The organism is Nocardia sp. CA-120079, from assembly GCF_050955745.1.
Classification (GTDB): domain Bacteria; phylum Actinomycetota; class Actinomycetes; order Mycobacteriales; family Mycobacteriaceae; genus Nocardia.
Genome location: NZ_CP192088.1, coordinates 9,001,811 through 9,025,961 on the forward strand (window position 1 = coordinate 9,001,811; position 24,151 = coordinate 9,025,961).

Below are 24,151 nucleotides of genomic sequence, written 5' to 3' on the forward strand. Positions count from 1 at the left end.
GGCTGAGTGAACGGAGGGTGAACAGCCCGGCGCTAATGGTCCCGTTATGTGTGACATTTGCCCCGGTGTTACTCGAGCAACCCCAGCGAGCCGCCTGTTATTCAGTCAGCGGCCGAATACGCGACATCGATATGTGACGCGGCGAAGCCGAGCCGCGTGTAGGTGTGCACGGCCGCGGTGTTGTCGGCCTCGGTATAGAGCAGAACCTCCGGCAGATCGCGTTCACGCAGGTAGCGCAGGCCCGCGAGGGTGAGCAGGCGGCCGAGTCCCCTGCCCTGTGCAGCCGGGTCGATGCCGACCACATAGACCTCGCCGACCGGTGGGTTCTCCTCGTAATGCACCTTGGTCCAGTGGAACCCGAGGATGCGGTCCGGATCGGCCGGATCCACCGCGATGAACAGCCCCTTCGGGTCGAACCAGGACTCTTCGCGGCGGACGGCGATATCCTGCTCGGTCCAGCCGCCCTGTTCCGGATGCCAGGCGAAGGCGGCGTTATTGACACGCAACAGTTCGGCATCGTCGCCGGCGCCTTCGTAGGTCCGCAGCGCGGTACCTTCCGGAACGCCCAACTCCGGTAGCTCCGGCGTTGCCAGCGACCGCCGCATCTGCCACAACTCCCGTGCGACGCGCAGTCCGAGCCGGGCCGCGAGCGCCCGGGCGGCGGGGCGATTTCCGTGCGCCCAGACCCGAGCACCCGATCCACCCTTTGTCAGCGCGGCCGAGACCAATTCCGCACCGATGCCATGGCCGCGCGCAGCCGGATCGACGGCGACCTCGGCCATTGCGGGGTGTTCGCCATGTGCGGCAACGAGATTCGCGTAACCGGCGACGACGCCATCGCGCAGCGCCACCAGATGTTCGGCCCCGGAATCGGTCGCGAGGAGCGAGAGGACGGCTTGTTCGGAGACCGGCGCGACGCCATCTTCGGCACTCGCCCGCTCCAGCAGTTCACGCACCGCCCGCGCCCTGTCGGCACCGAGCTCCGTGCCCCACCGCAGCGTCATCTCACCCATGAGCTTCTCCCTCGTCGATCCCGTCATCGCGACGAACGCGCGAATACCCCGCGCCATTCCATCCGCTCGAGATCAGGTGGAACTGGTGGCAGCGACTTCTCGACGAATGCCGCCATAGATTTCACCTGGTCTCGAGCGGCTACGGGACGGATCCGTTGACGGTGACGGGTGGGGAATCGTCGGTGCCTTCGGCGGATTCGTCGTCGGGGAAGGTGACGTGGTCGCCCTTGGTGCTGTTGCGCGCGGGGCGGACGGCCTTGTAGCCGACATTGCGGACGGTGCCGATCAACGATTCGTATTCGCTGCCGAGCTTGGCGCGCAGGCGTCGCACGTGCACATCGACCGTGCGGGTGCCACCGAAGAAGTCGTAGCCCCAGACCTCCTGCAGCAGCTGGGCCCGCGTGAAGACCCGGCCCGCGTGCTGCGCGAGGTATTTGAGGAGTTCGAATTCCTTATAGGTGAGATCCAGCGGGCGACCGCGCAGCCGGGCGGTATAGGTGCCCTCATCGATCACCAGTTCGCCGAGGGTGATCTTGCCGGTGTTCTCCGGGCTCGCGACACCGCCGTTGCGGCCGACCAGTAGGCGCAACCGGGCGTCGAGCTCGGCCGGTCCGGTGCCGGGCAGCAGAATGTCGTCCAAGCCCCAGTCGGCATTGACGGCGACCAGCCCGCCCTCGGTCAGCACGGCGACCACCGGCACCGACGAACCGGTGCTGCCGAGCAGTCGGCACAGGCCACGGGCCGCGGCCAGGTCGGTGCGCGCATCGACCAGCGCGACATCCGCGGTCCCCGCCTCGAGCAGGGACGCCACCTCGGTCGGCGCCGGGCGCACATTGTGCGCCAGCAGTGACAACGCGGGCAGAACCGACTCCGGGTTGGGGTCGGAGGTCAGCAGGAGCAGCTCCACAAGCCCTCCTCCCATCTACTAGCTCCGGACATCAGCCACACCGCCGGGGCCACGTCGCTCGATCACAGGTAATCGGTGCAAGATTAGCGCGTGAACGCCGATGACCTCGCCATCCGGGGTTAGTGTGGCACCTCGGAGCAGACGTGCGATACCCGAAACGCACCGCCAAGTAGTGTTGCCCGCATGCGCAAGCTGATCATCGGGCTGCTGTGCCTCGCGGCATTGGCGGTAGTCATCGATTTCGGCGCCGCCGCCTACTCCGAGTACCGCGTGTCGCGTGCCCTGCGTGTCGGCGCCGACCTCACCGCGGACCCCGACGTGGTCATCTACGGGTTCCCCTTTCTCACCCAGGCCCTCGACGGCCGATACCAGACCGTCGACATCCGCGCGCGGGTCATGCGACCCGATATCCCCGGCGAAATCTCGGTCGGCGCGACGCTGACCGGAGCCCACCTCTCCCTCGGCGACCTCACCGACGGGAACGTGCGCGCGGTGCCGGTGGATCGGGTCGAGGGGCAGATGCGGCTCGAGCCGACCGAACTCGGCAGGCTGTTCAAAATCCCGGACCTGCAAGTACATTCGGCGCCGGGGAACAAATCCGACGGAACCGGCGGATCGGGCGGGTCCGGTATGACCACCGGCGGACAGCTCCTGCTCACCGGCACCATGCCGGGCAAGACGCCGAGCAAGCCGGGTGCACAGCTCGGCGGTGACAATGTGAGCGTGACCGCAGACCTCGTGGTCGACGGCGATCAGGTGAAGATCATCGCGACCAGCATCTACCGCGGTACGGGCGATGCCACGACGACCGCGGTCGTCACCGATACCGAGCGCCCCAAGGTGCTCGAGCAGTTCACCCGGATAATCGATACGAACGAACTGCCGTTCGGGCTACGGCCGACGAAGGTCTCCGCACAGGGCGGCCAGATCGTCATCGAGGCCAAGGCCGAGAACGTGACCATCGACCTGGACAGATTGCGGCGACCATGATTGAAATCACAATTCTGCTGGTGGTGGTGCTTGCTGCGGCGGCGGTCGGAGTGGTGCTGCAGCGCCGCAACGGCAAGCTGCGCGCGAGCGAGACCGAGGCACAGGACGAATCGGCGCGCACCGGTCTGCTGGCATCGGTCGGCGCCGACAACTCGGGCCCGGCGGTACTGCACTTCTCCGCCGACTGGTGCGGACCGTGTGACGCGGTTCGTCGCGTGGTCGCCGGGGTGACCGAGGAATTGTCCGGATCGCCGCGCCCGCCGCTGGATATCGAGGTCGATATCGATGCCGAGCCCGCGCTGGCCAAAGAACTGAACGTGCTCTCGCTGCCGACCACCTTCGTCTTCGATATCGAAGGGCGGGAACGATTCCGGATCTCCGGGGTCCCCAAGTCCGCGGACCTGCGTACCGCACTCGAACCACTGACCGTGGGATAACTCTTCCGGTGAATCGCCCCCGAGGGTGGAAAAACCGGGTGTGACAAGGGTTGATAGCAACTGTGACGAACCCCGGGTCCAATTCTCCGGCAGAACCAGGTAAACTCCTCTGCGTGCAAGCCAACCACGAGCTGATGCTCACCCGACGCCGCACAGTTGATCTGTGTCGCCTCGGTGGTTGTTGCTGCCTGTGTGGCTGAGCGGTCGGCTCCGTCAGAATTCCTGATGCCGACCTGCGTCCGTCGTGCGAGTGATCTTTTGATCCCCCGGCGAACTGGCATTTTTCCCGCCAACAGCGAAATTCAGCGCAGGAGTACGCACAATGTCCACAAATTCCCGAAACACAGCCGTTGAGAACGGAATTCCCGCAAATCCGGCTCGAGTCGATGTGCGCGGGCCACGCTTCGCCGCGTGGGTCACCACCGGCGTCCTCGTTCTGATCCTGCTCGCAGCAGCCGTTTCGACGCCGGTCGCCGCGGTGCTCATCGCCGCACAGGCGGTGGTCTTCGCGATCGGCGCGGCCTACGGGCCCCGTCGGCACCCATACGGCCGGATCTTCGCCGCGTTCGTAGCACCGCGCGTGGGTCCGACCCGCGAAACCGAACCGGTGGCACCGCTGCGGTTCGCCCAATTACTCGGCCTGGTCTTCAGCGCCGTCAGCCTGCTGGGTTTCCTGGTCGGCTCTACCGTCGTCGGCGCGGTGTTCGCCGGCTTCGCCCTGTTCGCGGCGTTCTTGAATGCGGCGTTCGGGATCTGCCTGGGTTGCCAGATCTATCCGCTGGTCGCCCGACTCCGCCGGAACCCGTCCCCGGCGAACTGACACTGCAAGTCACCACCCCGAAAGGAACAACATGGCTCGCTCCGATGTCCTGGTCTCCGTTGACTGGGCCGAAGAGAACCTCAACGCCCCCGGCGTCGTCTTCGTCGAGGTCGATGAGGACACCTCCGCCTACGACGGCGGCCACATCGAGGGTGCCGTTCGGCTCGACTGGAAGAAGGACCTGCAGGATCAGGTTCGTCGCGACTTCGTGAACCAGGAGCAGTTCTCCGATCTGCTCTCGGCGCGCGGCATCGGCAACGACGACGAGGTCGTGCTCTACGGCGGCAACAACAACTGGTTCGCCGCATACGCCTACTGGTACTTCAAGCTGTACGGCCACAACAACGTCAAGCTGCTCGACGGCGGCCGCAAGAAGTGGGAGCTCGACGGTCGTCCGCTGTCCCGCGACGCCGTGAACCGCCCGGCCACCCAGTACAAGGCCGCTGCCCCCGACCTGACCATCCGCGCGTTCCGCGACGAGGTCATCGCCGCCATCGGCGCCAAGAACCTGGTCGACGTGCGCTCCCCTGACGAGTTCTCCGGCAAGATCCTGGCGCCGGCACACCTGCCGCAGGAGCAGAGCCAGCGTCCCGGCCATATCCCGGGCGCCATCAACGTGCCGTGGAGCAAGGCCGCGAACGAGGACGGCACCTTCAAGTCCGACGCCGAGCTGACCGAGATCTACGGCGAGGCCGGACTGGACGGATCCAAGGACACCATCGCCTACTGCCGCATCGGTGAGCGCTCCTCGCACACCTGGTTCGTGCTGCAGGAGCTGCTGGGTCACCAGAATGTCAAGAACTACGACGGCAGCTGGACCGAATACGGCTCGCTCGTCGGTGCACCGATCGAGTTGGGAGAGTAATCACATGTGCGCAGCACCTACCCAGGGACAGGCCATTCCGGCCGGAGTCGATGTCGAGAAGGAAACGGTCATCACCGGCCGTGTTCTGAGCAACGACGGCCAGCCCGTCGGCGGCGCGTTCGTGCGTCTGCTCGACGGCAACGGTGACTTCACCGCCGAGGTCGTGGCCTCGGGCACCGGTGATTTCCGCTTCTTCGCGGCGCCGGGCGCGTGGACCGTGCGGGCGTTGTCCTCCTCGGGCAACGGCTCGGCCGAGGTTCGTCCGGAAGGCGCGGGCATCCACCCCGTGGATGTGGCAGTCGCCAAGTAAGTAATGCCACCGACGGCCCCGTCGTTTCCCGGTAGCTGGGAAGCAACGGGGCCGTTGTGCTGGGCGGGACGCAACTCGTTAGACTCCAGTTGTGGTCCTCTTCTTCGAGATTCTGCTGGTGGCCGTGGCCGTTCTGATCGGCTGGTTCGGCCTGTACGTCTTCTACCGGTTGTTCACCGAATCATGAGTGAACTCGCGAGCGAAGGTTCCAACCCGGCCGAGCGAGCGAGTGAACAACTGAACGGCAACGGCCCGGCCGAGTCGGCGCCGCGCCGCAGTGGCGACGAGGCCGTGGCCGAGGCTGCCGAACGGGCGAAATGGACTGGTGCGCGCAATATTCCAGTGCTACCGGATCTGCCGCTGCCCGAGGACACCGCGAATCTGCGGCTCGGTCCGGATCTGAGTTCGTCGATGCTCGCCCTGCTGCCGATGGTCGGCGTGTGGCGCGGTGAGGGCGAGGGCAACGATCCCGCTCGCGGCGACTACCGCTTCGGCCAGCAGATCATCGTCTCCCACGACGGTGGCGATTACCTGGCCTGGGACTCGCGTTCCTGGGTCATCGAATCCGACGGCTCCTTCGGCGGACCGGACCTGCGCGAGAGCGGCTTCTGGCGGGTCGGCATCGACGGTGATGACGAGGTCATCGAACTGCTGTTGACCCACAGCACCGGCATTGTCGAACTCTTCTACGGCACCGCACTGACCCAGTCCTCCTGGGAATTGGCCACCGATGTCGTCATCCGCAGCCAATCCGGCATCGTCGTCGGCGGAGCCAAACGCCTGTACGGCATCGTCGAAGGTGGTGACCTCGCCTACGTCGAGGAGCGGGTAGTCGCCGACGGTCCCCTGGAGCCACGCCTGTCAGCACGTTTACAGCGCTACATCGGTTAGTCGCGCGGCCAGATCGATGTCAGGTCGATGTCGATCGGAAACGGCACGTTGATCTTCAGGCGGTCGTGGAAGATACCGACCAGGCCGTAAGTTGCTGTGGCGGGGTCGAGTTCGTAGACGTAGACGACGGCTTCATCGTCACGACGCTCGACCCTCCAGTAGTTCGAGATTCCTGCCTTCGCATACTTGGCTGGCTTCGTCTCCCGGTCGCGTTCTTCGGAATCCGGAGACACTGCCTCGACCGCAAGAACAACGTCCTCAGCGAAGTAGTAGGTGGATGGGCCGCCTGCTCGACGAGTCGCCGCTTTGCTGACCACCAGGACATCTGGTTCCGGCATCTGACGCGGTCCGAGTTTGACGGCCATTTCACGGTCAGCATAGAGATCCGGCGGAGTTTGTTGATCGAGGTCCCGCCAGAGAACCGACACGGCCCGGCTGTGCCACATTTCCCGCGGACTCACGAAGACCAGACCGCCATCGATCAACTCGGTATGCTTCGGAAGGCCGCGCAGCTCCAGGAAGTCCTCGACTGTGAACCCACCCGCAGGTGGAATCAACCAGTCGGGAAACGGCTCAACGGTCATTGCCCAAGCGTAACGCCTGTCGAAGGGAACTTAACCGGATTAAGTTCCCCGAGCGAACGGCTACACCAATGAGCGTGCAGGCGAATCAGGTTGCGTGCCAGGTGACGAGGAGTTCGTCGGCGAGGGTTTCGACGGCGAGTTTCGAGCCGTTGACCTCGAGGACGGCGGCGCGGAGGCGGTCGTCGTGCAGGCGGGATTCGGAGACGGCGGCGATGTGGGAGCCGATGAGGTGTGAGTACGGGGGTTCGGAGCCGACGTCGAAGGCGGTGTATTTGCCGGATTCGGCGACGTAGTCGATGTATTCGGGTTCGGTGAGACCGGCGAACGGGTCGCGCCACGGTTTCGATGCGACGAGGAGTTCCTCGCCGTCGGTTCCGGCGTCCAGCAGCAGTACCGAACCGTCGTCGAAGGTCAATTCGATGGGGCCTTCGGTGCGGTCGACATCACTGCCCTGTACGTAGAACATGCGGCGAACCGCCCTGATGCGGCGCCCAACCACTGCCGCGAGACCCTCCGATGGCATCGGCTACCCCTCGTGTCGAACCCGGTCGCCGGACTCTACCGTCCGAGAGAATTGTGCCGAAAAAGGAACGGCCCCCGAGCCATACCCCGCAGGCGGTGAAGCCTGCATGGGTCCCGGTCGGACTAGACCGGTAGCTCGGGGGCCGGGTGGCTGCCTGGAATTCGCTCAGCGCTCGCGCGAACGGAAATCCGTTGCAGCGGTGGCGCTAGCGGACAGCCACCTCACGAGTCCTATGAACATACATTCTTCGAACCACCTCCTTCCTTGTGTACAAACGAATGTAGTCAGCGGTCAGTGCGTCGGCAACGGAATTTCGCGGGGCGCTGAACCGGTGCGCTCCTCGACTCCTCCAGTGGTCGTGACCTGGCCTGATCCGTCGAATTGCAGCACCGCCTCGGCGCGGTGATCAGCTGGCAGCTGATGTGTGACGACGACCACAGTTCGGTCGGGCTCGACCAGGCCGCTGCCGATATCGAGTAGCTCGCGCAACAGTCGCGCGCCCGCCTCGGCTTCGAGATGTTCGGTCGGCTCGTCGAGCAGCAGCACCCGCGCGGGCGAAATGAGCGCTCGGGCGAGCAGAATCCGCCGCCGCTGCCCGCCCGAAACCGCGGCCGCACCTGCGACCAGATCCGTGTGCACACCATCCGGCAACGATTCCAGCCAATCCCCGAGACCGACCGCGCACAAAGCGTCCTCGGCCACTTCAGCCGTGAGATCCCCCCGCGCGACCCGCAGGTTCTCGAGTACCGAGGTGCCGAAGATGTGCGCATCCTCGGCAAAGAACGTCACGCCGGGCACGGGCGTACCGAACAGCCCCGCCCACGCCATGAGCAATGTGGTCTTGCCCGCGCCGCTCGGCCCGACGACGGCGATCCGCTTTCCCGCCGGACGCTCGGGGAGGTTGCCCGGCAATCGATTTCGTGCGTCGCGGAGGTCCGCATCAGCATCGAGGCGATCGGATACGCGCGGTACGCCTGCCGGCGACGAGGCAGCGACGCCGGACCGATTGCGGCCGGTCGCACTGCCCGGCAACATGTCTCGCCCGTTGCGAGTATCCGTATCGGTATGCGGGCGGTCCGATGTGCAGAGGACGCCGTCTGACGGCGCAACGCCGTGCCAGCTGTCTTCGGCTCGGCCGGTCGCATTGTCCGGCAAATGGTCTCGTATCGACCCACTGCGGTGTTCGGTGAATGGGCGGGCGGATTGCTGCGCGGTGGTCTCTGCCAGAGGGAGGCGGTGCAGGGCCGCGCGGGCGGTGGTGAGGGCCTGCGCGGCGGCGGGGAGTGGAGCGACTGCTTCGAAGGCCGAAAGGGGGAGCAGGACCAGGATGGTGAGGGCCATGGGGGTCATGGCGGGCGGGTTGGTGCCATAGATCGCGATGCCGATCAGGAGGGCGCCGAGGACGCTGGCGCCGATCGAGAGTGGCGTCGCCGCGGCGGCCCATGCGCTGCGTGCGGCCGCGGAGTCCTCGGCGGCGACCGCACGTTGTCCGGCGCGGTCGGCGGCCGCCAGCGCGGCATCCAGCTTGCCCGCGACCCGGAGTTCGGCCGCGTGGTCGAGGACCGTGAGCGCCTGCGCGGTGAATTCGGCACGGTCGGCGCGCACCGCGCGTTCGGCCTCGCGAGCGGCCCACCCCGAAAGCCACGGTGCGACGATTCCGGCAATTCCGAGCGATACCGCCAGAATGACCGCCGCCCCAACCGAAATGGTGGCCATGAGTCCGATCGCGGCCAGCGCCAGCACAATCGCGACCGCGATCGGCACGAACACACGGACGACGACGGCACCGAGATCGTCGATATCGCTGCCGATTCGAACCAGGAGATCCCCGCGCCGCAGCGACGCGGCACCCTCCGCGCCTGCCGAATCCGTTGCGGCGATCGAGACATCCCGGTCGAGCCTACGACTGAAGCCGGCCGCGCCATCGTGGCCGGGCCGGCCAACCGCCCCGTCGAGCTTCTCGGCACGCGAACCGGCACCGCCGCCCGACCCGCCTGAAGTGCCACCGCGCATATCCCGCCGCATCCAGACGTCGGATCGAGCCAGGGTCCGGTAGACGGTTGTCCGAGCGGTCGTCATCGCACGCAGCGCGACATCGTGGGTCGCAAGACGTTCCAGGTATCGGCACAGCCCACGGGATATACCGAGCGCCCGTACCGCGACAACGGCAACGCTCAGATCGAGCACCGGAGGCATCTCCCAGGCACGCGCGATCAACCACGCCGCCAGTGCCGCCAGCCCGAGCCCGCTGCCCAGTGCCAGCACACCCCACCCGATCGCGACGGCAACCCGCCACGGCGACAACTCGAGCAGCCCCCACATGCGCCGCAGATCCGCTACTACTCCGCGACGCGCCGTTGTCCTCGGCACCGAAGTGTCTCCCGCGCGGTTCATGAGACGACTGCCTGTGCGGTGCAGTGGATAGGGATTATGTGATCGGCGGCGGCGAGGACGGTCGGACGGTGGGCTATGACGATTACGGTTGCGCCGGTGCGGGCTCGCTGCTGTAGGGCAGTGAGGACGGTGGCTTCGGCGGCGGGGTCCAGGTGGGCGGTTGGTTCGTCGAGAAGGAGAATGGGGCGGTCGGCGGCGAGCACTCTGGTCAGGGCCAAGCGTTGGCGCTGACCGAGGGACAGTCCGATGCCGCCCGCGCCGACGATCGTGTTCCATCCGTCGGGGAGTTCGTCGAGTACTGCGTCGAATCCCGTTGCGATGCAGGCGGCTTCGAGTTCGTCGAGCACGCGTGCCGCCCCCTTGGCCGTGGTGTCGGGTGTGCGCGCACCGAGTAATTCGAGATTCTCGCGCAGTGTTCCCGGGACCAGGACCGGACGTTGCGGCAACCAGGCGAGGCGTGACCACCAAGTCTCCTGATCCAGCGCGCGTACGTCGGTGCCGTCGACCTTCACCGAGCCGGACTCCGGTGTGATCAAACCCAGGATTGCTTGCAGCGCAGTCGATTTCCCACTCCCGTTGGGACCGGTGAACACTGTCACCAACCCCGGCCGCAACACCGCTGTCAGCCCGGCGGGCGCAAACCCGTCCCTGGCGCGTACCGAGAGATCGCATATCGCGATGAGGCCCGAGCCATCTCTGCCGACTTCATCGCCTGCGTCCCCACCATCCGCTCGACCATCGGCACCCGATTCGGCCTGAACCTGCGCAGACGGCTCGAGAACAGCAAAGGCCTTGTCCGCGGCGGCCATTCCGTCCTGCGCCGCATGGAACCGCTCCCCCACCATCCGCAGCGGCAGATACACCTCCGGCGCGAGAATCAACGCCACCAGCCCCGCATAGAGACTCATCTCCCCGTATACGAGCCGCAGACCGATGGACACCGCGATCAACGCGACGCTCAGCGTGGCAAGCATCTCGAGCACCATCGACGACAGGAACGCGATCCGAAGCGCACGCATGGTGCGCTGCCGCAACGCATCCCCGAGCGCACGCACCCGGTGTTCCATCGAACCCGTCCGTCCCGTGCTGCCCTCCCGCCCCAACGCCCGCAATGTCGGCATCCCGGCGAAGAGATCGAGCAGTTGATCCGACAGCCGTGTGGTCGCGACGAGGGTGGCCTCCGCTCGGCCCTGCGTGAGCAGACCGATGAGCACCATGAACACCGGAATCAACGGCAGCGTGACCACGGCGATGAGGCCGGAGACCGGATCGTGAAACCCGATGACCACCAAGACAATCGGCGGCACCAGGCAAGCAAGGAGCAGCGCAGGCAGATACCCGGTGAGATACGCCCGCAGCCCGGTCAGCCCGGTACTCACGACAACCGCCAATTCGGTTCGCCGAGTTTCGAGTTCGCGCGGCGGCAGCTGAGCACCGGCGGTAAGCACCGCGGTTTCCAGTTCCGCGACCACCGCGGCCCCGGCCCGATGCGCGATCCGCGACTGGACCCAGGTGGCGAGCACCCGACAGCCGATGGCGGCCACGAGCACCACCAACTCGAATGTCCACGCCCCGAAGCTGCGCCGACCGGGATCGGTGACGACCCCCGCCAGCACCTTTGCCAGGGCGACCGCCGTGACCACGATCGAACCCGTGATCACCACGGACAGCGCCACACTCAGCACCAGATAGCGACGGGCCGAGTGCGCGTACTTCCACAACCGAGGGTCGACGGGCGGGCGAGCCATGATCAGTCCTTGACGGCTTCCAACGGCAGGCCGATCGACGCGGGAATCTGCTCGACCGTAATCCGTTTGCGGAACACCCAGTACGTCCAACCCTGGTAGCCAAGCACAACGGGCGTGACGACCACGGCGGCCCAGCTCATCACCTTCAGCGTGTACGGCGTCGAGGAGGCATTGTCGATGGTCAGGTTGAACATGTCGCTGATGGTGGACGGCAGCACATTCGGATACAGCGACCCGAACAGCAGCACCGTGGCCGCCGCGGTGGTGACCGCCGTGCCGAGGAACGCCCACCCGTCGCGATCGGCGAAACTCGCCGCGCCCGCGAGCAGCAGCCCGATTACCGCCAGCGCCAACGGAATCCAGGTCCATCCGGTTCCGTACGCCAACTGCGTCCACACCCCGAACACACCGACCACGATCGCGGTCGGTGCCAGCAACAATCGCACCGTCCGCACCGCATCGTCGCGCACCTCGCCGCCGGTCTTCAGTACCAGGAATACCGCACCGTGCAGCGCGAACAGCAATCCGGTCGCGAGTCCGCCGAGCAAGGCGTACGGCCCGAGCAGATCCCACGCCGAGCCCGCGATGTGCTTCTTCTCGTTCAGTGGCACCCCCCGTACGACGTTGGCGAATATCCAACCCCATGCCAATGCCGGTACCCAGGACCCGATTCCGATCGCGGCATCGCACCAGGCCCGCCACCGCGCATCGTCGATCTTGCTGCGATATTCGATGGCGCAGACCCGCACGATCAGCGCGATCAGCACGAGCAGCAATGCGATGTAGAAACCGGAGAACAGGCTCGCATACCACTCCGGAAAGGCGGCGAACATCGCACCGGCCGCAGTGATCAACCACACCTCGTTGCCGTCCCACACCGGCCCGATCGTATTGAGCACCACCCGCCTTCGGGTATCGCTGCCCTTGCCGAGTATCGGCATCAGCATGCCGACCCCGAAGTCGAAGCCCTCCAGCACGAAGTAGCCGGTGAACAACACGCCGATCAGCAGAAACCAGAACTGTTGCAGATTCATCGTCGGCTCCTAATAGGCGAACGAAAGCTGTTCGACGGCAGGTTCTTCGGCCTGATGACGACCGCCCGTATCGTCTGGTCCGCCGGTCGGAATCTTCGCGGGCTCGGGTCCCGCGACCGTGTAGCGCCGCATCAGGTAGAACCACACCACCGCGAGCGCGCCGTATAGCAGGGTGAACACCACGAGCGAGGTGATGACCGTGCCCGCGACGTGGTCGGAGACGCCCTGCTGAACCATCAGCCGCAGGCTCTGGTCACCGGTCGGGTTGGGCGCGACAACCCATGGCTGCCTACCCATTTCGGTGAAGACCCAGCCCGCGCTATTGGCCAGGAACGGAGTCGGGATGGCGATCAGGCACAGCCACGAGTACCAGCGCTTATCGGTGATCCGGCCACCGCGGGTCAGCCAGAGGCCGACCAACCAGAGCAGGATCGCACCGGCCGAAAGGCCGATCATGGCGCGGAAGGACCAGTAGGTGACGAACAGGTTGGGCCGGTAGTCGCCGGGCCCGAATTTCTCGTTGTACGCGTGCTGCAGATCGGAGACACCGTCCAAGGTGACGTCGCTGAACTTGCCCTTGGCCAAATACGGCAACACATAGGGCACCTCGAGCACGTGCGTCACGCTGTCGCAGTTGTTGTGTGTGCCGATGGTCAGCACCGAGAAGTCCGGATCGGTTGCGGTATTGCACAGCGATTCCGCCGAAGCCATTTTCATCGGCTGCTGTTCGAACATCAGCTTGCCCTGCACATCACCGGTGAAGAACAGCGCGACACCGGCAATGACGATCACCCACAGGCCGCCGCGTCCGCCGGAGCGCCACATCGTTCGCGCATCAGCGACTTTGGTCTCGTCACCGCTGCGCGCATTGCGCACCATCCACCAGCCGCAGATGCCGACCACGAAAGTTCCCGAGGTCAGGAATGCTCCAGCCACCACGTGCGGAAATGCCGCCAGCGTCGTGTTGTTGGTGAGCACCGTCCAGATGCTCGTGAGTTCGGCGCGCCCGCGCTCCGGGTTGTATCTGGCGCCGACCGGATGCTGCATGAACGAATTGGCCGCGACGATGAAGTACGCGGAGGCGTTCACCCCGATCGCGACGAACCAAATCGTCGCCAGATGCACCATTTTCGGCAGCCGGGTCCAACCGAAGATCCACAGGCCGAGGAAGGTCGATTCGAGGAAGAATGCGACGAGCGCCTCCAGCGCGAGCGGTGCGCCGAAGACGTCACCGATGAAGCGGGAGTATTCGCTCCAGTTCATGCCGAACTGGAATTCCTGCACGATGCCGGTCGCGACACCGAGTGCGAAATTGATCAGGAACAGCTTCCCGAAGAATTTGGTCAGCCGGTACCAGTGCTCTTTGCCGGTAATCACCCAAGCGGTCTGCATACCCGCCACCAGCGGGGCCAGACCGATCGTCAGCGGTACGAAAATGAAGTGATAGACGGTCGTGATGCCGAACTGCCAACGCGATAAGTCCAGGACGCTCAAAACCGACCTCCCGCCGATCTACGACATTACGTAGTAAGCGTACGCCCGGGAATGGGTCCATCAAGGAGTCGTACGCCACGACCCACCGGCGCAACCGACCCTCAACGACCTATTTTCCGAGCTCGCCGAGTACTCCTACATGCTGTAGTAGGACGAAGATCACGGCCGGCGAACTCACCAATCGCCGATGGCCCCGGCCCGCTCCACTCCTCGATCCACCAGTTCGATGATTTCGGCCGCATTGTCCGGCGCCATCATGCGCAATCCGTCCAGTGAATTCACCCGCGCAGCGAGCGTGATGCTCGACATCAGCCAAATGCTGTCGCAGGTCAACAGGTCGGCGGTGAACAACGAGTCGTAGCTGCACTTCCACCCGGCCTTCGCGGCCTCGGCGAACAGCGCGCGCTGGGTAACCCCGGGCAGTACGCCGTTCTTCGCGGGCGGGGTGATCAACTGCTTGTCGCGCACGATCACCACCGACGAGCGCGGCCCCTCCAGCACCCGGTTCTCGGTACTGGTGAAGATCACGTCATCGGCGCCCATCCGCTGCGCGAACCGCAGCGCCGCCATATTGGTGGCATAGGAGAGCGTCTTCGCGCCCAGCAGCTGCCACGGCGCGGCCTGCGCCAGATCGACCGAGATCCCGCGCGATAGCGACACCACCGCGACGCCATCGGTGCGCGCCTTCTGCACCCGCTCCGGCACCGGCAGCACCAGCACATAGGAAGTCGGCACCGGCACCGCGGCCGCGAGATCGCCCGAGGTGACGCTGGACGGAGCCGACAGCTCGGTATCGCGCCCTCGGGTGAGGACCAGCCGCATCAGACCCTCGCGGTCGGTCCCCCATTCCTTCGTCGCCGTCTCGACCGCGTCTCGCCATTTCCCCAGTTCGGGTTCGGGTAGATCGAGCGCCTGCGCCGAACGACGCAGTCGGCCTAGATGAAATTCGATCGCGCACGCGTCACCGGCACGAACCAAAACCGACTCGAAGACACCGTCACCGCGCAGTACGCCGATGTCGTCGGCAAACAACAACGGCGCGTCCGGATCCTGGACGGCGCCGTCGAGTGTTACAAGAACTCGATCCACCATGGGTCGAGCGTAGGCGCTGTTCGTTGACCGCGCCTGTGTTTGATTTGCGGCGCCGCGAACGTCGCTCGTAAGACTCGCTCCGTCGTGGTCGGTGATGGCGGGGCGTTCGGCGCTTGGTGCACCCGTGCTCAATGGTCGAGTCCCAGACCCGCAGCATGCGCTTCGACGACTCGGACGCGAGACGGGCCGCGAACGTCGCTCGTAAGACTCGCTCCGTCGTGGTCGGTGATGGCGGGGCGTTCGGCGCTTGGTGCACCCGTGCTCAATGGTCGAGTCCCAGACCCGCAGCATGCGCTTCGACGACTCGGACGCGAGACGGGCCGCTTATAAGACTCGTCCATTGTGGTGCTGCGGAGCGGACGTTCCGCAGCAGTCGACAGGCCGCTGACAGCAAGCAATACGGTTCGCGCTTAGAGTGGTTTACGTGTCCGTGGTCGTCGCACCCAGTCCCATCCTCGCTGTCCCGGGCGCCGTCGCGGGCGCGGCCGGTACGCCGGACGCCGCCGTCGCCTGGCATTACGGGGATCCCTTCCGAGAGCAGCGCGCCGCCGCGGAGCGGGTGGCGATCGTTGATCGGTCGCATCGCTTCGTCCTGAAAATCACCGGGGCCGAGCGGCTGACCTGGTTGCACACCATCAGCAGCCAGCACATCGCGAGCCTCGGCGACGGTCGGTCCGCCGAGAACCTGGACCTCGATCTCAACGGCCGGGTGCTGCACCACTTCGTGCTGACCGAACTCGACAGCACCGTGTGGATCGACACCGAAGGCGAGCACGGACCGGCGCTGCTGGAGTTCCTCGCGAAGATGGTTTTCTGGGCCGATGCCAAACCGGTCGAGGCCGCCGATCACGCGGTGCTGAGCCTGCTCGGCCCGCGCATAACCGAGTTGACCGAGGCGCTCGGCATTTCCGCCCTCCCGGACACATACGAAGCAGTGCCGCTGCCCGACGGCGGTTTCCTGCGCCGCATGCCGTGGCCCACCGCGGACTCGTTCGACCTGGTCATCCCGCGTGACCAACTCGCCGACCGCTGGGCCCGCCTCACCGCCGCCGGCGCCGAACCCGCGGGCATGTGGGCCTTCGAGGCACTGCGCGTCGCGGCACTGCGCCCCAGGATCGGACTCGACACCGACGAACGGACCATCCCGCACGAGGTCCGCTGGATCGGCGGCATCGCCGAACACGGTGCGGTGCACCTGGACAAGGGCTGCTATCGCGGCCAGGAAACGGTGGCCCGGGTGCACAACCTCGGCAAGCCGCCGCGCCACCTGGTGCTGCTGCATCTCGACGGCTCGGCCGACGAACGTCCGGCCACCGGCGAGGACGTCACCGCGGGCGGCCGTGCTGTCGGCCGACTCGGCACCGTCATCGACCACTACGAATTCGGTCCCATCGCACTGGCTTTGATCAAACGCACCATCCCGGCCGATACCGAACTGGTCGCGGGCCCGACCGCCGCCGCCATCGATCCGGATTCGGTCCCCGCCGACGACGCACCCCAGGCGGGTCGGATCGCCGTCGACCGGTTGCGTGGCCGTTGATGCAGCCCGATAGCGCTCGGGTGCTTGCCGTGTGCGTCGTCCATGCCGAACTGGAGGTGCCGACCCGTGTCGGCCGGACGGCCATCGACAAGCGACCTGTTCCCCATCGCGTCGCCGCGCGCGCCCACGGTCTGGACGGCGACTACGTGTGCGACACCAAGAATCACGGCGGCGTACATCAGGCCGTCTACGCCTACGCCGAGGAAGACGCGCGGCGCTGGGGCGAGGAACTCGGCCGCGAACTGCCCGCGGGTTGGTTCGGCGAGAATCTGCGCATCGCCGGACTCCCGGTCAGCGATGCGGTGATCGGTGCGCACTGGACCATCGGGGACACCCTGCTCGAAGTGAGCGCGCCCCGCGTGCCGTGTTCGACCTTCCAGCACTGGGCCGGCGAGTCGCACTGGGTCAAGCGGTTCACGTTGCAGAGCGATACCGGCGCCTACCTGCGCGTACTCACCGAGGGCACGATCGGCGTGGGCGACGAGGTGCGCATCGTGCACACACCCGAGCACGGCATCACCGTGCGCGACCTGTTCACCGGCCGCGATCCCGATCTTCTCGCGATTCTGCTCGCGACCGAACCGACCATCTCCGATGATGTGCGGATGCAGATCGAGCGGCACGGCCGCCGCAACGCCAATGCCGCCCGGGCCCGCGAGCAGCGGTCCGATGTGGCAAGCGCGCGCGAGCAGCGGGCCGAACCGACAGGAGCCGAGCTATGACGGTCGAACTGGTCGAGGTCGTCCGCTCCGGCTTCCGCGAATGCGTGCACAGCGGTTCGGTGGTGATCCTCGGCACCGACGGCGAACCGACCCTCGCGCTCGGCGAGGTGCACGTCCCGATCTTCCCGCGTTCCACCAACAAGCCCATGCAGGCGATCACCTTGCTGCGCAACGGCTTCGAACCGCTCGACGATGCCGAGCTGGCCATCGCGACCGCATCGCACTATGGCGAACCGGATCACGTCGCCCTGGTCGAGCGCCTGCTCGACCGTTTCGGTTTCGACGAGAAGGCCCTCGAATGCCCGCCCGACCTACCGCAGGACGAGCGCGCGCGGGCCGAGGCACTACCCGAACCCCGCCGCGTGTACATGAACTGCTCCGGTAAGCACGCGGCCATGCTTGCCACCTGCGCCGTCAACGGCTGGCCCACCGAGGGCTACCTGGACCAGTCGCATCCGCTGCAACAGGCGGTGATCGCCACCATCACCCACCTCACCGGCGAACCCGAAACCGACCTCGGCATCGATGGCTGCGGTCTTCCGATCATTCCCGTCTCGCTGGTGAATCTGGCCCGTGCGTTCGCGGCCATGGCTACCGCCGCGCCCGGTTCGCCGCAGCGGCGCGTCGCCGATGCGATTCGCGCCAATCCGCGAGTGATTTCCGGCACCAACGCACCCGATTTACTGACCATGCAGGCCACCCCCGGCCTGGTCTGCAAGATCGGCGCGGACGGTGTGCACGCGGGTGCGCTACCGGACGGAACGGCCTTCGCATACAAGATCGCCGATGGTCACGACCGTGCGCGAATCCCCCTGACGCTGGCCATTCTGCATCGCATGGGCGTCGAATGGACCGCCGCGCATGCCGAGCTCGCGGCGCCGCCGGTGCTCGGCGGCGGTGCCAGGGTCGGCGTCATCCGAGCGATTCCCGGGGTCGTCTGAGGGGGCGGCCCGACGGCGACAACCGGGCAAACGGCGCCACTTCCGGAGTTCTTCCCCCACTCCTGGAAGCGCGACCGCCTGACACACGCTAAAGTGTCTGTCAGGAAGAGTATTAATTCGAACGGGGCCGCCAACAAACCCCAGGCCGCCCCGCAGTGACGCGAGGGGGTCAGCCATGGGCCGTGGCCGGGCTAAGGCAAAGCAGACCAAAGTCGCACGCGAGCTGAAGTACAGCTCCGCGCCGACTGACTTCGCGAGCCTTCAGCGCGAGCTTTCGGGTAGCCCCACCTCCCAGCGGAGTGGTGGTGTGCTGTCCGATGAGCACGACGCGGACGAATCCTCATCCCGCTGGGACGAGGACGACGACTACAACGACTGGCGCCGCTGACTCGGTAGACGACGAAGGGGGAGGCCGACGGGCCTCCCCCTTCACCCGTTGAAGCCGCGTGACCGGACTAACCATTCGAGGCTTGCACAACAACAGCGTCCCGCATCCGACGATGCGGGACGCTGTTGTGAATTTCCATGCGCGACAAACGGAATCACTACGCGCGAAGGCGAGGCCACCGCACACCAGGGGGCCGCGAACACGCAGCGCCGCAGGCGCTGCCAAAGACTCAGACTCAGAAGCGCGGGTGCTCGCCGACCAGTAAGGCGCGGACCGCGTCGGCGTCCTTGGCCTTCTTGACGGTGCCGAGGGTCCAGCAGGCGATGTGCCGTGCCGTCAGCACGGCCAGGGCCCGGTCGACGTCTTCGGGTGCCACCACGGCAACCATGCCGACGCCCATATTGAAGGTCTTCTCCATTTCGACCCGATCGACCCGGCCGCGCTGGGCGATCATCTTGAATACCGGCGCCGGATTCCAGGTTCCGCGATCCAGTTCGGCGACCATGCCCGCGGGAATCACCCGGCCCAGATTCGCGGCCAAGCCACCGCCGGTGACGTGTGCGAAGGTGCGCACGTCGGTTTCGGCGATCAGCGCGAGGCAGTCCTTGGCGTAGATGACCGTCGGCTCGAGCAGCTCCTCACCGAGGGTACGGCCGAACTCCTCGACATGGCCGGTCAGCGACATCCGGTCGATATCGAGCAGCACCTTGCGGGCCAGGCTGTAGCCGTTGGAGTGCAGGCCCGAGGAGCCCATGGCGATCACCACATCGCCGGGACGCACCCGGTCCGGACCGAGCACCGAATCGGCCTCGACCACGCCGACACCGGTCGCGGACAGGTCGTAGTCGTCGGGATCCATCAGGCCGGGATGTTCGGCGGTCTCGCCGCCGAGCAGTGCGCAGCCCGCCCGCACGCAGCCCTCCGCGATACCGGAGACCAGTTCGGCCACCTTCTCCGGGACGACCTTGCCGATGGCGATGTAGTCCTGCAGGAACAGCGGCTCGGCGCCGCAGACCACCAGATCGTCCACGACCATGGCGACCAGGTCGAGGCCAACCGTGTCGTGCTTGTCCATCGCCTGGGCGACCGCGATCTTGGTGCCGACCCCGTCGGTGGAGGCCGCGAGCAACGGCTCGCGGTAGCCACCCTTCAGTGCGAACAGGCCGGCGAAACCGCCGAGCCCACCCTGCACCTCGGGTCGGCTGGCCTTCTTCGCCAATGGCCCGAACAACTCGACTGCGCGGTCACCTGCCTCGATGTCCACGCCGGCCGCGGCGTAGGAAGCACCGGCACCACTGGGGGTCTGTTCAGTCATTTTCGGGGAAAGCTCCAAACCGAATCGGCGGATAGATGCCAGCTCACGCTACCGGAGCCACATAACAAGCTTGCACCGGACGTAGCGCTGTATGGCTCCCCGCCTCCCCGGGACTTCGGCCGGTCGCGAGTGCCAGGAGGGTTCGAGACCGGGCCGACGGTTGGGACAGGTGACACCTGCTGGGCGTTCCCGACGAGTTACCCGTGTACTCACGAAATCAGTCGTCACGTTCGTGCTCGCGGCCGCCCTCGTGCTCTGTCGCGAATAGGGCGGCCGTTTGCGCACGCCTGCGCCGCTGCTCCACCGGATCCGGCACCGGCACCGCGGCGACCAGTCGCCGGGTGTACTCCTGCTCCGGACGGCGCAGAATGCGATCACGATCACCCTGCTCGACCACCGCGCCGTTGCGCAGTACGACGATCCGGTCGGCCAGCTGGTCGACGACCGCCAGATCGTGGCTGATGAACAGGCAGGCCCAGCCGCATTCCTGCTGCAGCTGACCGAACAGTTCCAGCACCGCCGCCTGCACCGAGACGTCCAGCGCACTGGTCGGCTCGTCGGCCACCAGCAGATCCGGATCGAGGACCAGCGCTCTGGCCAGGCTGGCGCGCTGCCGTTGGCCGCCGGACAGTTCGTGCGGATAGCGGCGTTCGGTGCCCGCGGGCAACTGCACGTCATCGAGGAGTTTGCGGACTCGCGCCCGGATCTCCGCCGAACTGCCCGTCTTGTGCACGATCAGCGGTTCCGCCACACAGTCGCCGACCGTGAGCCGCGGATTCAGCGAGCTGGCCGGATCCTGGAAGACGAATCCGAAGCGGCGGCGAATCGGTCGCAGCTGCCGCTGTGACAGCTCCGCGATGTTCTGTCCGCGCACCTTCACGACCCCCGAGGTCGGGCGCTGCAAGGCCGCGACGCAGCGGCCGATGGTCGACTTCCCGGAACCGGATTCGCCGACCAGGCCGAGGGTTTCGCCGGGCCGAATGGACAGGCTCACGTCGTCCACGGCGCGGAACGGTGGTCGGCCGAACGGTCCGGGAAACTGCACGACAAGATCGGTCACCTCGAGCACCGGCTCGCCCGCGGCGACCTCCTCGACCGCGCCGTGCTCCAACTGCTCGGTGCCCAAATGCGGAACGGCCGCGAGCAGTTTGCGGGTGTACTCCTGCTTCGGCGCCGCGAAAAGCTCGTCCACCGGCGCCTGCTCGACCACCTTGCCGTCACGCATGACCACCACCCGGTCGGCGATATCGGCGACCACGCCCATATTGTGCGTGATCAGCACGATGGCGCTGCCGATGCGATCGCGCAGATCGCGCAGCAGTTCCAGGATTTCGGCCTGCACGGTGACATCGAGTGCGGTGGTCGGTTCGTCGGCGATGATCACCTTCGGCTCGCAGGAAATCGCGATCGCGATCATCACGCGCTGTTTCTGGCCACCGGAGAGCTGATGGGGGTAGTAGTCCACCCGATGCTCTGGATCGGGCAGGCCGACCATGCGCAGCAGTTCGATCGCCCTGGCCTTGGCGGCCTTGCGGCTCATATCGCTGTGCGCCCGCAGTGCCTCGGCGATCTGATAGCCCACTGTGAACAGCGGGTCGAGTGCGCGACCCGGCTCCTGGAAGATCATCGAGATCGCGCCGCCGCGCAGCGCGGTGAGCTGCCGCTCGCTCATCGAGGTGACCTTGTCCGCACCGAGGGTGACCAGGCCGTCGACCCGCGCGGTATTCGGCAGCAGTCCGATCGCGGTCCGCGAGCTCACCGATTTGCCGGAGCCGGATTCCCCGACGATGGCGAGCACCTCGCCGGGGAACACCTCGTAGGAGACATCGCTGACCGCGTAGACCGGACCGGCGTCGGTGGCGAAGGTGACCGACAGCGATTCGATGGACAGCGCCGGGGGTTTGGTCTCGGCGACCGCTTCGGTCATTGCGATACTCCTTCCCCTGCTGAACTGTCTTTATCGGCGGCGCTGTCGCTTTCGCGCAGATCCAGTTCAGCGGCGGTGAGTTCCGTTGCGGGAACGTCTTTTTCGAGGGCGGTGTCACCGGCGACCGTGGCGGGGGCGAGGGCACGACGGGTGCGCAGCAACGGATTCAGCACCTCGTTGAGGCTTTCGCCGACCAATGTCAGCCCGAGTACGACCAGCACGATGGCCGTGCCGGGGAAGATACCCGTCCACCAAATGCCATTGGACACATCGGAAAGCGCCTTGTTGAGGTCGTAACCCCATTCGGCGGCCTGGGTCGGTTCGATACCGAACCCGAGGAAGCCCAGCGCGGCCAACGTCAGGATGGCATCGCCCGCGTTGAGGGTGACGATCACCGGCAGCGACTGCGTGACGTTGGCGAGGATGTGCCGGAACATGATTCGAGTGGTGGACGCACCGGTGACCCTGGCCGCGTCCACATACGGTTCGTTCTTCACCGCGACGGTCGCATTGCGAACCACCCGAAAGTATTGCGGCACATAGATTGCCGTGATCGCGACGGCCGCCGACAGCACGCCGCCGAAGCTGCTCGACTGCCCACCCGCGACCACGATGGACACGACGATCGCGAGCAGCAGGGTCGGGAATGCGTAGATGGCGTCCATGAACAGCACGAGCACCCGGTCGAGCGCACGTCCGATGTACCCGGACACCAATCCCAGCGGTACCCCGACGACCAGTGACATCACCAGCGAGATCGCGATCACGAACAGCGCGGTGCGAGCGCCGAAGATCACCCGGGACAGCACATCCTCGCTGCGCACCGACGTGCCGAACCAATGCTGACCCGACGGCGGTTGCTGTGCGACGAAAGCGACTCCGTCCGAAGAGTTCTGGGCGAGCCCGTACGGTGCGATCAGCGGTGCGAAGATCGCGACGAATACGAATGCCGCGACGAGTGCGAGTCCGACGATCAGCGTCACCCGCTGCAATCCGGCGGTCATGGTGAACAGCCGCAATCCGGGGATCCGCCTGCGCTTCGCCGTCGGCATCGGCGGGATCACCAGTGGTTCGTTCGCCAATTCCGGAGCGGTCATCAGAACCTCACTCTCGGGTCGATCAGCGCGACGATGACATCCACCAGGAAGCTGATGACCGCGACGGCCAGCGCCAGGAACGCGACAATCCCCTGCACCGCGATGAAATCGCGTTGATGCAGGTATTCCGCGAGCTGATAACCCAGCCCTTTCCATTCGAAGGTGGTCTCGGTGAGCACCGCACCGCCGAGCAGCGTCGCGATATACATGCCCATCACCGTGATGATCGGAATCATCGCGTTGCGCACGGCATGTCGTCCCGTCACCACCCGCGCCGAAAGTCCGCGTGCGCGTGCGGCATCCACGAATTCGCTCTGCAGCGTCTGTATCAGATTGACTCGCACCAAGCGCAGGAAGATGCCCGCTGTCAACAGACCGAGTGCGACCGCGGGCAATATCGCGTGCTTCAGCACATCGATCAGATAGCTGTTGTCCCCGTAGAGGATTGCGTCGACCACCATGATGTTGGTCTTCGGCGAGACATGCTGCAGTTGTAGCTCGACGGGGGTGCTCGCCCGGCCTGCGACGGGCAGCCACTCCAGCTTCACCGCGAAGATCAGCTTCAGCAGCAGACCGACGAAGAAGACCGGCGCCGCGTATGCCAGGATGGCGAACAACCGCAGCCCGGCGTCGGCCGTCGAATCACGATGTGTCGCAGCGTATCTGCCGAGCGGCACGCCGACCGCGAAGGCGACGAGCAGCGCCCAGAACACCAGTTCCAGGGTCGCCGCGCCGTAGGTTGTCACCACCTCGCTGATCTGCCGATTGTCCTGGGAGTGACCGAAATCCCCGTGCATCAGCCCGGAGATGTACTCCCAATACTGGGTCAGGATCGGCCGGTTCAAACCGGCGGCCTCCTTGCGCACTTCGATCTGTTCCTGGGTCATCCGTCCGCCCATTGCGGCGCTGATCGGATCGCCGATCACCCGCATCAGGAAGAACACGACGGTGACCAGGATCCACGCCGTCGGCAGGATCAAGAACAGTCGAATCACCAAGTACCGCAACAACGCCAGCTGCCGGGAATCCCCACTCGACTTCCCGGCCCTTAGCAGCCCGAAGCGCCGGGCCCGAACCGGTGCCTGCTTTTCAGCGGCGGCAACAGCTTCGGGCCCGGCT

At 66.0% G+C, this 24,151-nt stretch carries 23 protein-coding genes; 10 read left to right on the top strand and 13 right to left on the bottom strand.

All coding sequences use genetic code 11. The features are described 5' to 3' along the window. Positions 1-101: 101 nt before the first annotated feature. Together mshD and ACQPYR_RS40660 are read right to left on the bottom strand one after the other, a co-directional pair. A complete protein-coding gene (gene mshD, locus ACQPYR_RS40655; protein ID WP_433625029.1) occupies positions 102-1,013 on the bottom strand; it encodes a mycothiol synthase in 912 nt (303 codons plus the stop codon). Positions 1,014-1,152: 139 nt separating this feature from the next. Beyond that, entirely contained in the window at positions 1,153-1,920 is a 768-nt protein-coding gene (locus tag ACQPYR_RS40660) for a winged helix-turn-helix transcriptional regulator (protein WP_063044454.1), read from the bottom strand. 183 nt (positions 1,921-2,103) lie between these two features. Here ACQPYR_RS40660 and ACQPYR_RS40665 point away from each other — a divergent pair, with 183 nt between their 5' ends. The 6 genes from ACQPYR_RS40665 to ACQPYR_RS40690 all read left to right on the top strand — a co-directional run bounded on the left by ACQPYR_RS40665 (position 2,104) and on the right by ACQPYR_RS40690 (position 6,233). Next, on the top strand, positions 2,104-2,910 hold the full coding sequence (locus ACQPYR_RS40665) for an LmeA family phospholipid-binding protein (protein WP_433625031.1): 807 nt from the start codon (positions 2,104-2,106) through the stop codon (positions 2,908-2,910). After that, positions 2,907-3,347 carry a thioredoxin family protein gene (locus ACQPYR_RS40670; protein WP_433625033.1) on the top strand — a complete coding sequence of 147 codons (441 nt, stop codon included), beginning with the start codon at positions 2,907-2,909 and terminating at the stop codon, positions 3,345-3,347. Before ACQPYR_RS40665 ends, ACQPYR_RS40670 begins: the two co-directional genes overlap by 4 nt. A 322-nt stretch (positions 3,348-3,669) precedes the next feature. After that, positions 3,670-4,167, top strand: a complete 498-nt coding sequence (locus ACQPYR_RS40675) for a DUF4395 domain-containing protein (protein WP_433625035.1) — start codon at positions 3,670-3,672, stop codon at positions 4,165-4,167. 31 nt (positions 4,168-4,198) lie between these two features. Then, positions 4,199-5,032: a sulfurtransferase gene (locus ACQPYR_RS40680; RefSeq protein ID WP_040686391.1), complete on the top strand. Its 834-nt coding sequence runs from the start codon at positions 4,199-4,201 to the stop codon at positions 5,030-5,032. 4 nt (positions 5,033-5,036) lie between these two features. Next, positions 5,037-5,342, top strand: a complete 306-nt coding sequence (locus tag ACQPYR_RS40685) for a DUF1416 domain-containing protein (protein WP_433625037.1) — start codon at positions 5,037-5,039, stop codon at positions 5,340-5,342. Between the two features lie 183 nt (positions 5,343-5,525). Further along, the gene (locus tag ACQPYR_RS40690; protein WP_433625039.1) at positions 5,526-6,233 is read left to right on the top strand and encodes an FABP family protein; all 708 of its coding nucleotides are present in this window, start codon (positions 5,526-5,528) and stop codon (positions 6,231-6,233) included. Here ACQPYR_RS40690 and ACQPYR_RS40695 read toward each other — a convergent pair. The 7 genes from ACQPYR_RS40695 to ACQPYR_RS40725 form a co-directional block, all read right to left on the bottom strand. Next, positions 6,230-6,817 (bottom strand): Uma2 family endonuclease, encoded by a 588-nt coding sequence (locus tag ACQPYR_RS40695; RefSeq protein WP_433625041.1) that lies wholly within the window; start codon positions 6,815-6,817, stop codon positions 6,230-6,232. The genes ACQPYR_RS40690 and ACQPYR_RS40695 overlap by 4 nt on opposite strands. A gap of 85 nt (positions 6,818-6,902) precedes the next feature. After that, positions 6,903-7,340: a hypothetical protein gene (locus ACQPYR_RS40700; protein WP_433625043.1), complete on the bottom strand. Its 438-nt coding sequence runs from the start codon at positions 7,338-7,340 to the stop codon at positions 6,903-6,905. A gap of 291 nt (positions 7,341-7,631) precedes the next feature. Further along, positions 7,632-9,662 (bottom strand): ATP-binding cassette domain-containing protein, encoded by a 2,031-nt coding sequence (locus ACQPYR_RS40705; RefSeq protein WP_433635376.1) that lies wholly within the window; start codon positions 9,660-9,662, stop codon positions 7,632-7,634. Between the two features lie 68 nt (positions 9,663-9,730). Further along, positions 9,731-11,482 (bottom strand): thiol reductant ABC exporter subunit CydD, encoded by a 1,752-nt coding sequence (cydD, locus tag ACQPYR_RS40710; protein WP_433625045.1) that lies wholly within the window; start codon positions 11,480-11,482, stop codon positions 9,731-9,733. A gap of 2 nt (positions 11,483-11,484) precedes the next feature. Then, a complete protein-coding gene (gene cydB / locus ACQPYR_RS40715; RefSeq protein ID WP_433625047.1) occupies positions 11,485-12,516 on the bottom strand; it encodes a cytochrome d ubiquinol oxidase subunit II in 1,032 nt (343 codons plus the stop codon). Between the two features lie 9 nt (positions 12,517-12,525). Then, positions 12,526-14,010: a cytochrome ubiquinol oxidase subunit I gene (locus ACQPYR_RS40720; RefSeq protein WP_433625049.1), complete on the bottom strand. Its 1,485-nt coding sequence runs from the start codon at positions 14,008-14,010 to the stop codon at positions 12,526-12,528. Between the two features lie 174 nt (positions 14,011-14,184). Then, positions 14,185-15,102 (bottom strand): aminodeoxychorismate lyase, encoded by a 918-nt coding sequence (locus ACQPYR_RS40725; RefSeq protein WP_433625051.1) that lies wholly within the window; start codon positions 15,100-15,102, stop codon positions 14,185-14,187. Positions 15,103-15,526: 424 nt separating this feature from the next. Here ACQPYR_RS40725 and ACQPYR_RS40730 point away from each other — a divergent pair, with 424 nt between their 5' ends. The 4 genes from ACQPYR_RS40730 (at position 15,527) to ACQPYR_RS40745 (ending at position 18,693) form a co-directional block, all read left to right on the top strand. Further along, positions 15,527-16,642, top strand: coding sequence for a YgfZ/GcvT domain-containing protein (locus ACQPYR_RS40730; protein WP_433625053.1), 1,116 nt, complete (start codon positions 15,527-15,529; stop codon positions 16,640-16,642). Next, complete coding sequence (locus ACQPYR_RS40735) at positions 16,642-17,364, top strand: MOSC domain-containing protein (protein ID WP_433625055.1); 723 nt, start codon at positions 16,642-16,644, stop codon at positions 17,362-17,364. The genes ACQPYR_RS40730 and ACQPYR_RS40735 overlap by 1 nt, the downstream gene beginning before the upstream one ends. Beyond that, on the top strand, positions 17,361-18,305 hold the full coding sequence (locus ACQPYR_RS40740; protein WP_433625057.1) for an asparaginase: 945 nt from the start codon (positions 17,361-17,363) through the stop codon (positions 18,303-18,305). The genes ACQPYR_RS40735 and ACQPYR_RS40740 overlap by 4 nt, the downstream gene beginning before the upstream one ends. A gap of 175 nt (positions 18,306-18,480) precedes the next feature. Then, positions 18,481-18,693, top strand: a complete 213-nt coding sequence (locus ACQPYR_RS40745) for a DUF3073 domain-containing protein (protein ID WP_364396718.1) — start codon at positions 18,481-18,483, stop codon at positions 18,691-18,693. A gap of 235 nt (positions 18,694-18,928) precedes the next feature. Here the strand turns inward: ACQPYR_RS40745 and purM are convergent, their stop codons facing one another. From purM to ACQPYR_RS40765, 4 genes are all read right to left on the bottom strand, one after another. Beyond that, complete coding sequence (gene purM / locus ACQPYR_RS40750) at positions 18,929-20,008, bottom strand: phosphoribosylformylglycinamidine cyclo-ligase (RefSeq protein WP_433625059.1); 1,080 nt, start codon at positions 20,006-20,008, stop codon at positions 18,929-18,931. A gap of 217 nt (positions 20,009-20,225) precedes the next feature. Further along, a complete protein-coding gene (locus ACQPYR_RS40755; protein ID WP_433625061.1) occupies positions 20,226-21,935 on the bottom strand; it encodes an ABC transporter ATP-binding protein in 1,710 nt (569 codons plus the stop codon). After that, positions 21,932-22,987, bottom strand: a complete 1,056-nt coding sequence (locus tag ACQPYR_RS40760; protein ID WP_433635377.1) for an ABC transporter permease — start codon at positions 22,985-22,987, stop codon at positions 21,932-21,934. Before ACQPYR_RS40760 ends, ACQPYR_RS40755 begins: the two co-directional genes overlap by 4 nt. 44 nt (positions 22,988-23,031) lie before the next feature. Beyond that, the gene (locus tag ACQPYR_RS40765) at positions 23,032-24,042 is read right to left on the bottom strand and encodes an ABC transporter permease (protein WP_433635378.1); all 1,011 of its coding nucleotides are present in this window, start codon (positions 24,040-24,042) and stop codon (positions 23,032-23,034) included. Positions 24,043-24,151 lie beyond the last annotated feature (109 nt).

What these genes read in the sequence shown, in the direction of transcription:
- mshD (WP_433625029.1), bottom strand. Translation starts at nt 1,013, where the DNA reads ATGGGTGAGATGACGCTGCGGTGGGGCACGGAGCTCGGTGCCGACAGG.
- ACQPYR_RS40665 (WP_433625031.1), top strand. Translation starts at nt 2,104, where the DNA reads ATGCGCAAGCTGATCATCGGGCTGCTGTGCCTCGCGGCATTGGCGGTA.
- ACQPYR_RS40670 (WP_433625033.1), top strand. Translation starts at nt 2,907, where the DNA reads ATGATTGAAATCACAATTCTGCTGGTGGTGGTGCTTGCTGCGGCGGCG.
- ACQPYR_RS40675 (WP_433625035.1), top strand. Translation starts at nt 3,670, where the DNA reads ATGTCCACAAATTCCCGAAACACAGCCGTTGAGAACGGAATTCCCGCA.
- ACQPYR_RS40680 (WP_040686391.1), top strand. Translation starts at nt 4,199, where the DNA reads ATGGCTCGCTCCGATGTCCTGGTCTCCGTTGACTGGGCCGAAGAGAAC.
- ACQPYR_RS40685 (WP_433625037.1), top strand. Translation starts at nt 5,037, where the DNA reads ATGTGCGCAGCACCTACCCAGGGACAGGCCATTCCGGCCGGAGTCGAT.
- ACQPYR_RS40690 (WP_433625039.1), top strand. Translation starts at nt 5,526, where the DNA reads ATGAGTGAACTCGCGAGCGAAGGTTCCAACCCGGCCGAGCGAGCGAGT.
- ACQPYR_RS40695 (WP_433625041.1), bottom strand. Translation starts at nt 6,817, where the DNA reads ATGACCGTTGAGCCGTTTCCCGACTGGTTGATTCCACCTGCGGGTGGG.
- ACQPYR_RS40700 (WP_433625043.1), bottom strand. Translation starts at nt 7,340, where the DNA reads ATGCCATCGGAGGGTCTCGCGGCAGTGGTTGGGCGCCGCATCAGGGCG.
- ACQPYR_RS40705 (WP_433635376.1), bottom strand. Translation starts at nt 9,662, where the DNA reads ATGTGGGGGCTGCTCGAGTTGTCGCCGTGGCGGGTTGCCGTCGCGATC.
- cydD (WP_433625045.1), bottom strand. Translation starts at nt 11,482, where the DNA reads ATGGCTCGCCCGCCCGTCGACCCTCGGTTGTGGAAGTACGCGCACTCG.
- cydB (WP_433625047.1), bottom strand. Translation starts at nt 12,516, where the DNA reads ATGAATCTGCAACAGTTCTGGTTTCTGCTGATCGGCGTGTTGTTCACC.
- ACQPYR_RS40725 (WP_433625051.1), bottom strand. Translation starts at nt 15,102, where the DNA reads ATGGTGGATCGAGTTCTTGTAACACTCGACGGCGCCGTCCAGGATCCG.
- ACQPYR_RS40735 (WP_433625055.1), top strand. Translation starts at nt 16,642, where the DNA reads ATGCAGCCCGATAGCGCTCGGGTGCTTGCCGTGTGCGTCGTCCATGCC.
- ACQPYR_RS40740 (WP_433625057.1), top strand. Translation starts at nt 17,361, where the DNA reads ATGACGGTCGAACTGGTCGAGGTCGTCCGCTCCGGCTTCCGCGAATGC.
- ACQPYR_RS40745 (WP_364396718.1), top strand. Translation starts at nt 18,481, where the DNA reads ATGGGCCGTGGCCGGGCTAAGGCAAAGCAGACCAAAGTCGCACGCGAG.
- purM (WP_433625059.1), bottom strand. Translation starts at nt 20,008, where the DNA reads ATGACTGAACAGACCCCCAGTGGTGCCGGTGCTTCCTACGCCGCGGCC.
- ACQPYR_RS40755 (WP_433625061.1), bottom strand. Translation starts at nt 21,935, where the DNA reads ATGACCGAAGCGGTCGCCGAGACCAAACCCCCGGCGCTGTCCATCGAA.
- ACQPYR_RS40760 (WP_433635377.1), bottom strand. Translation starts at nt 22,987, where the DNA reads ATGCCGACGGCGAAGCGCAGGCGGATCCCCGGATTGCGGCTGTTCACC.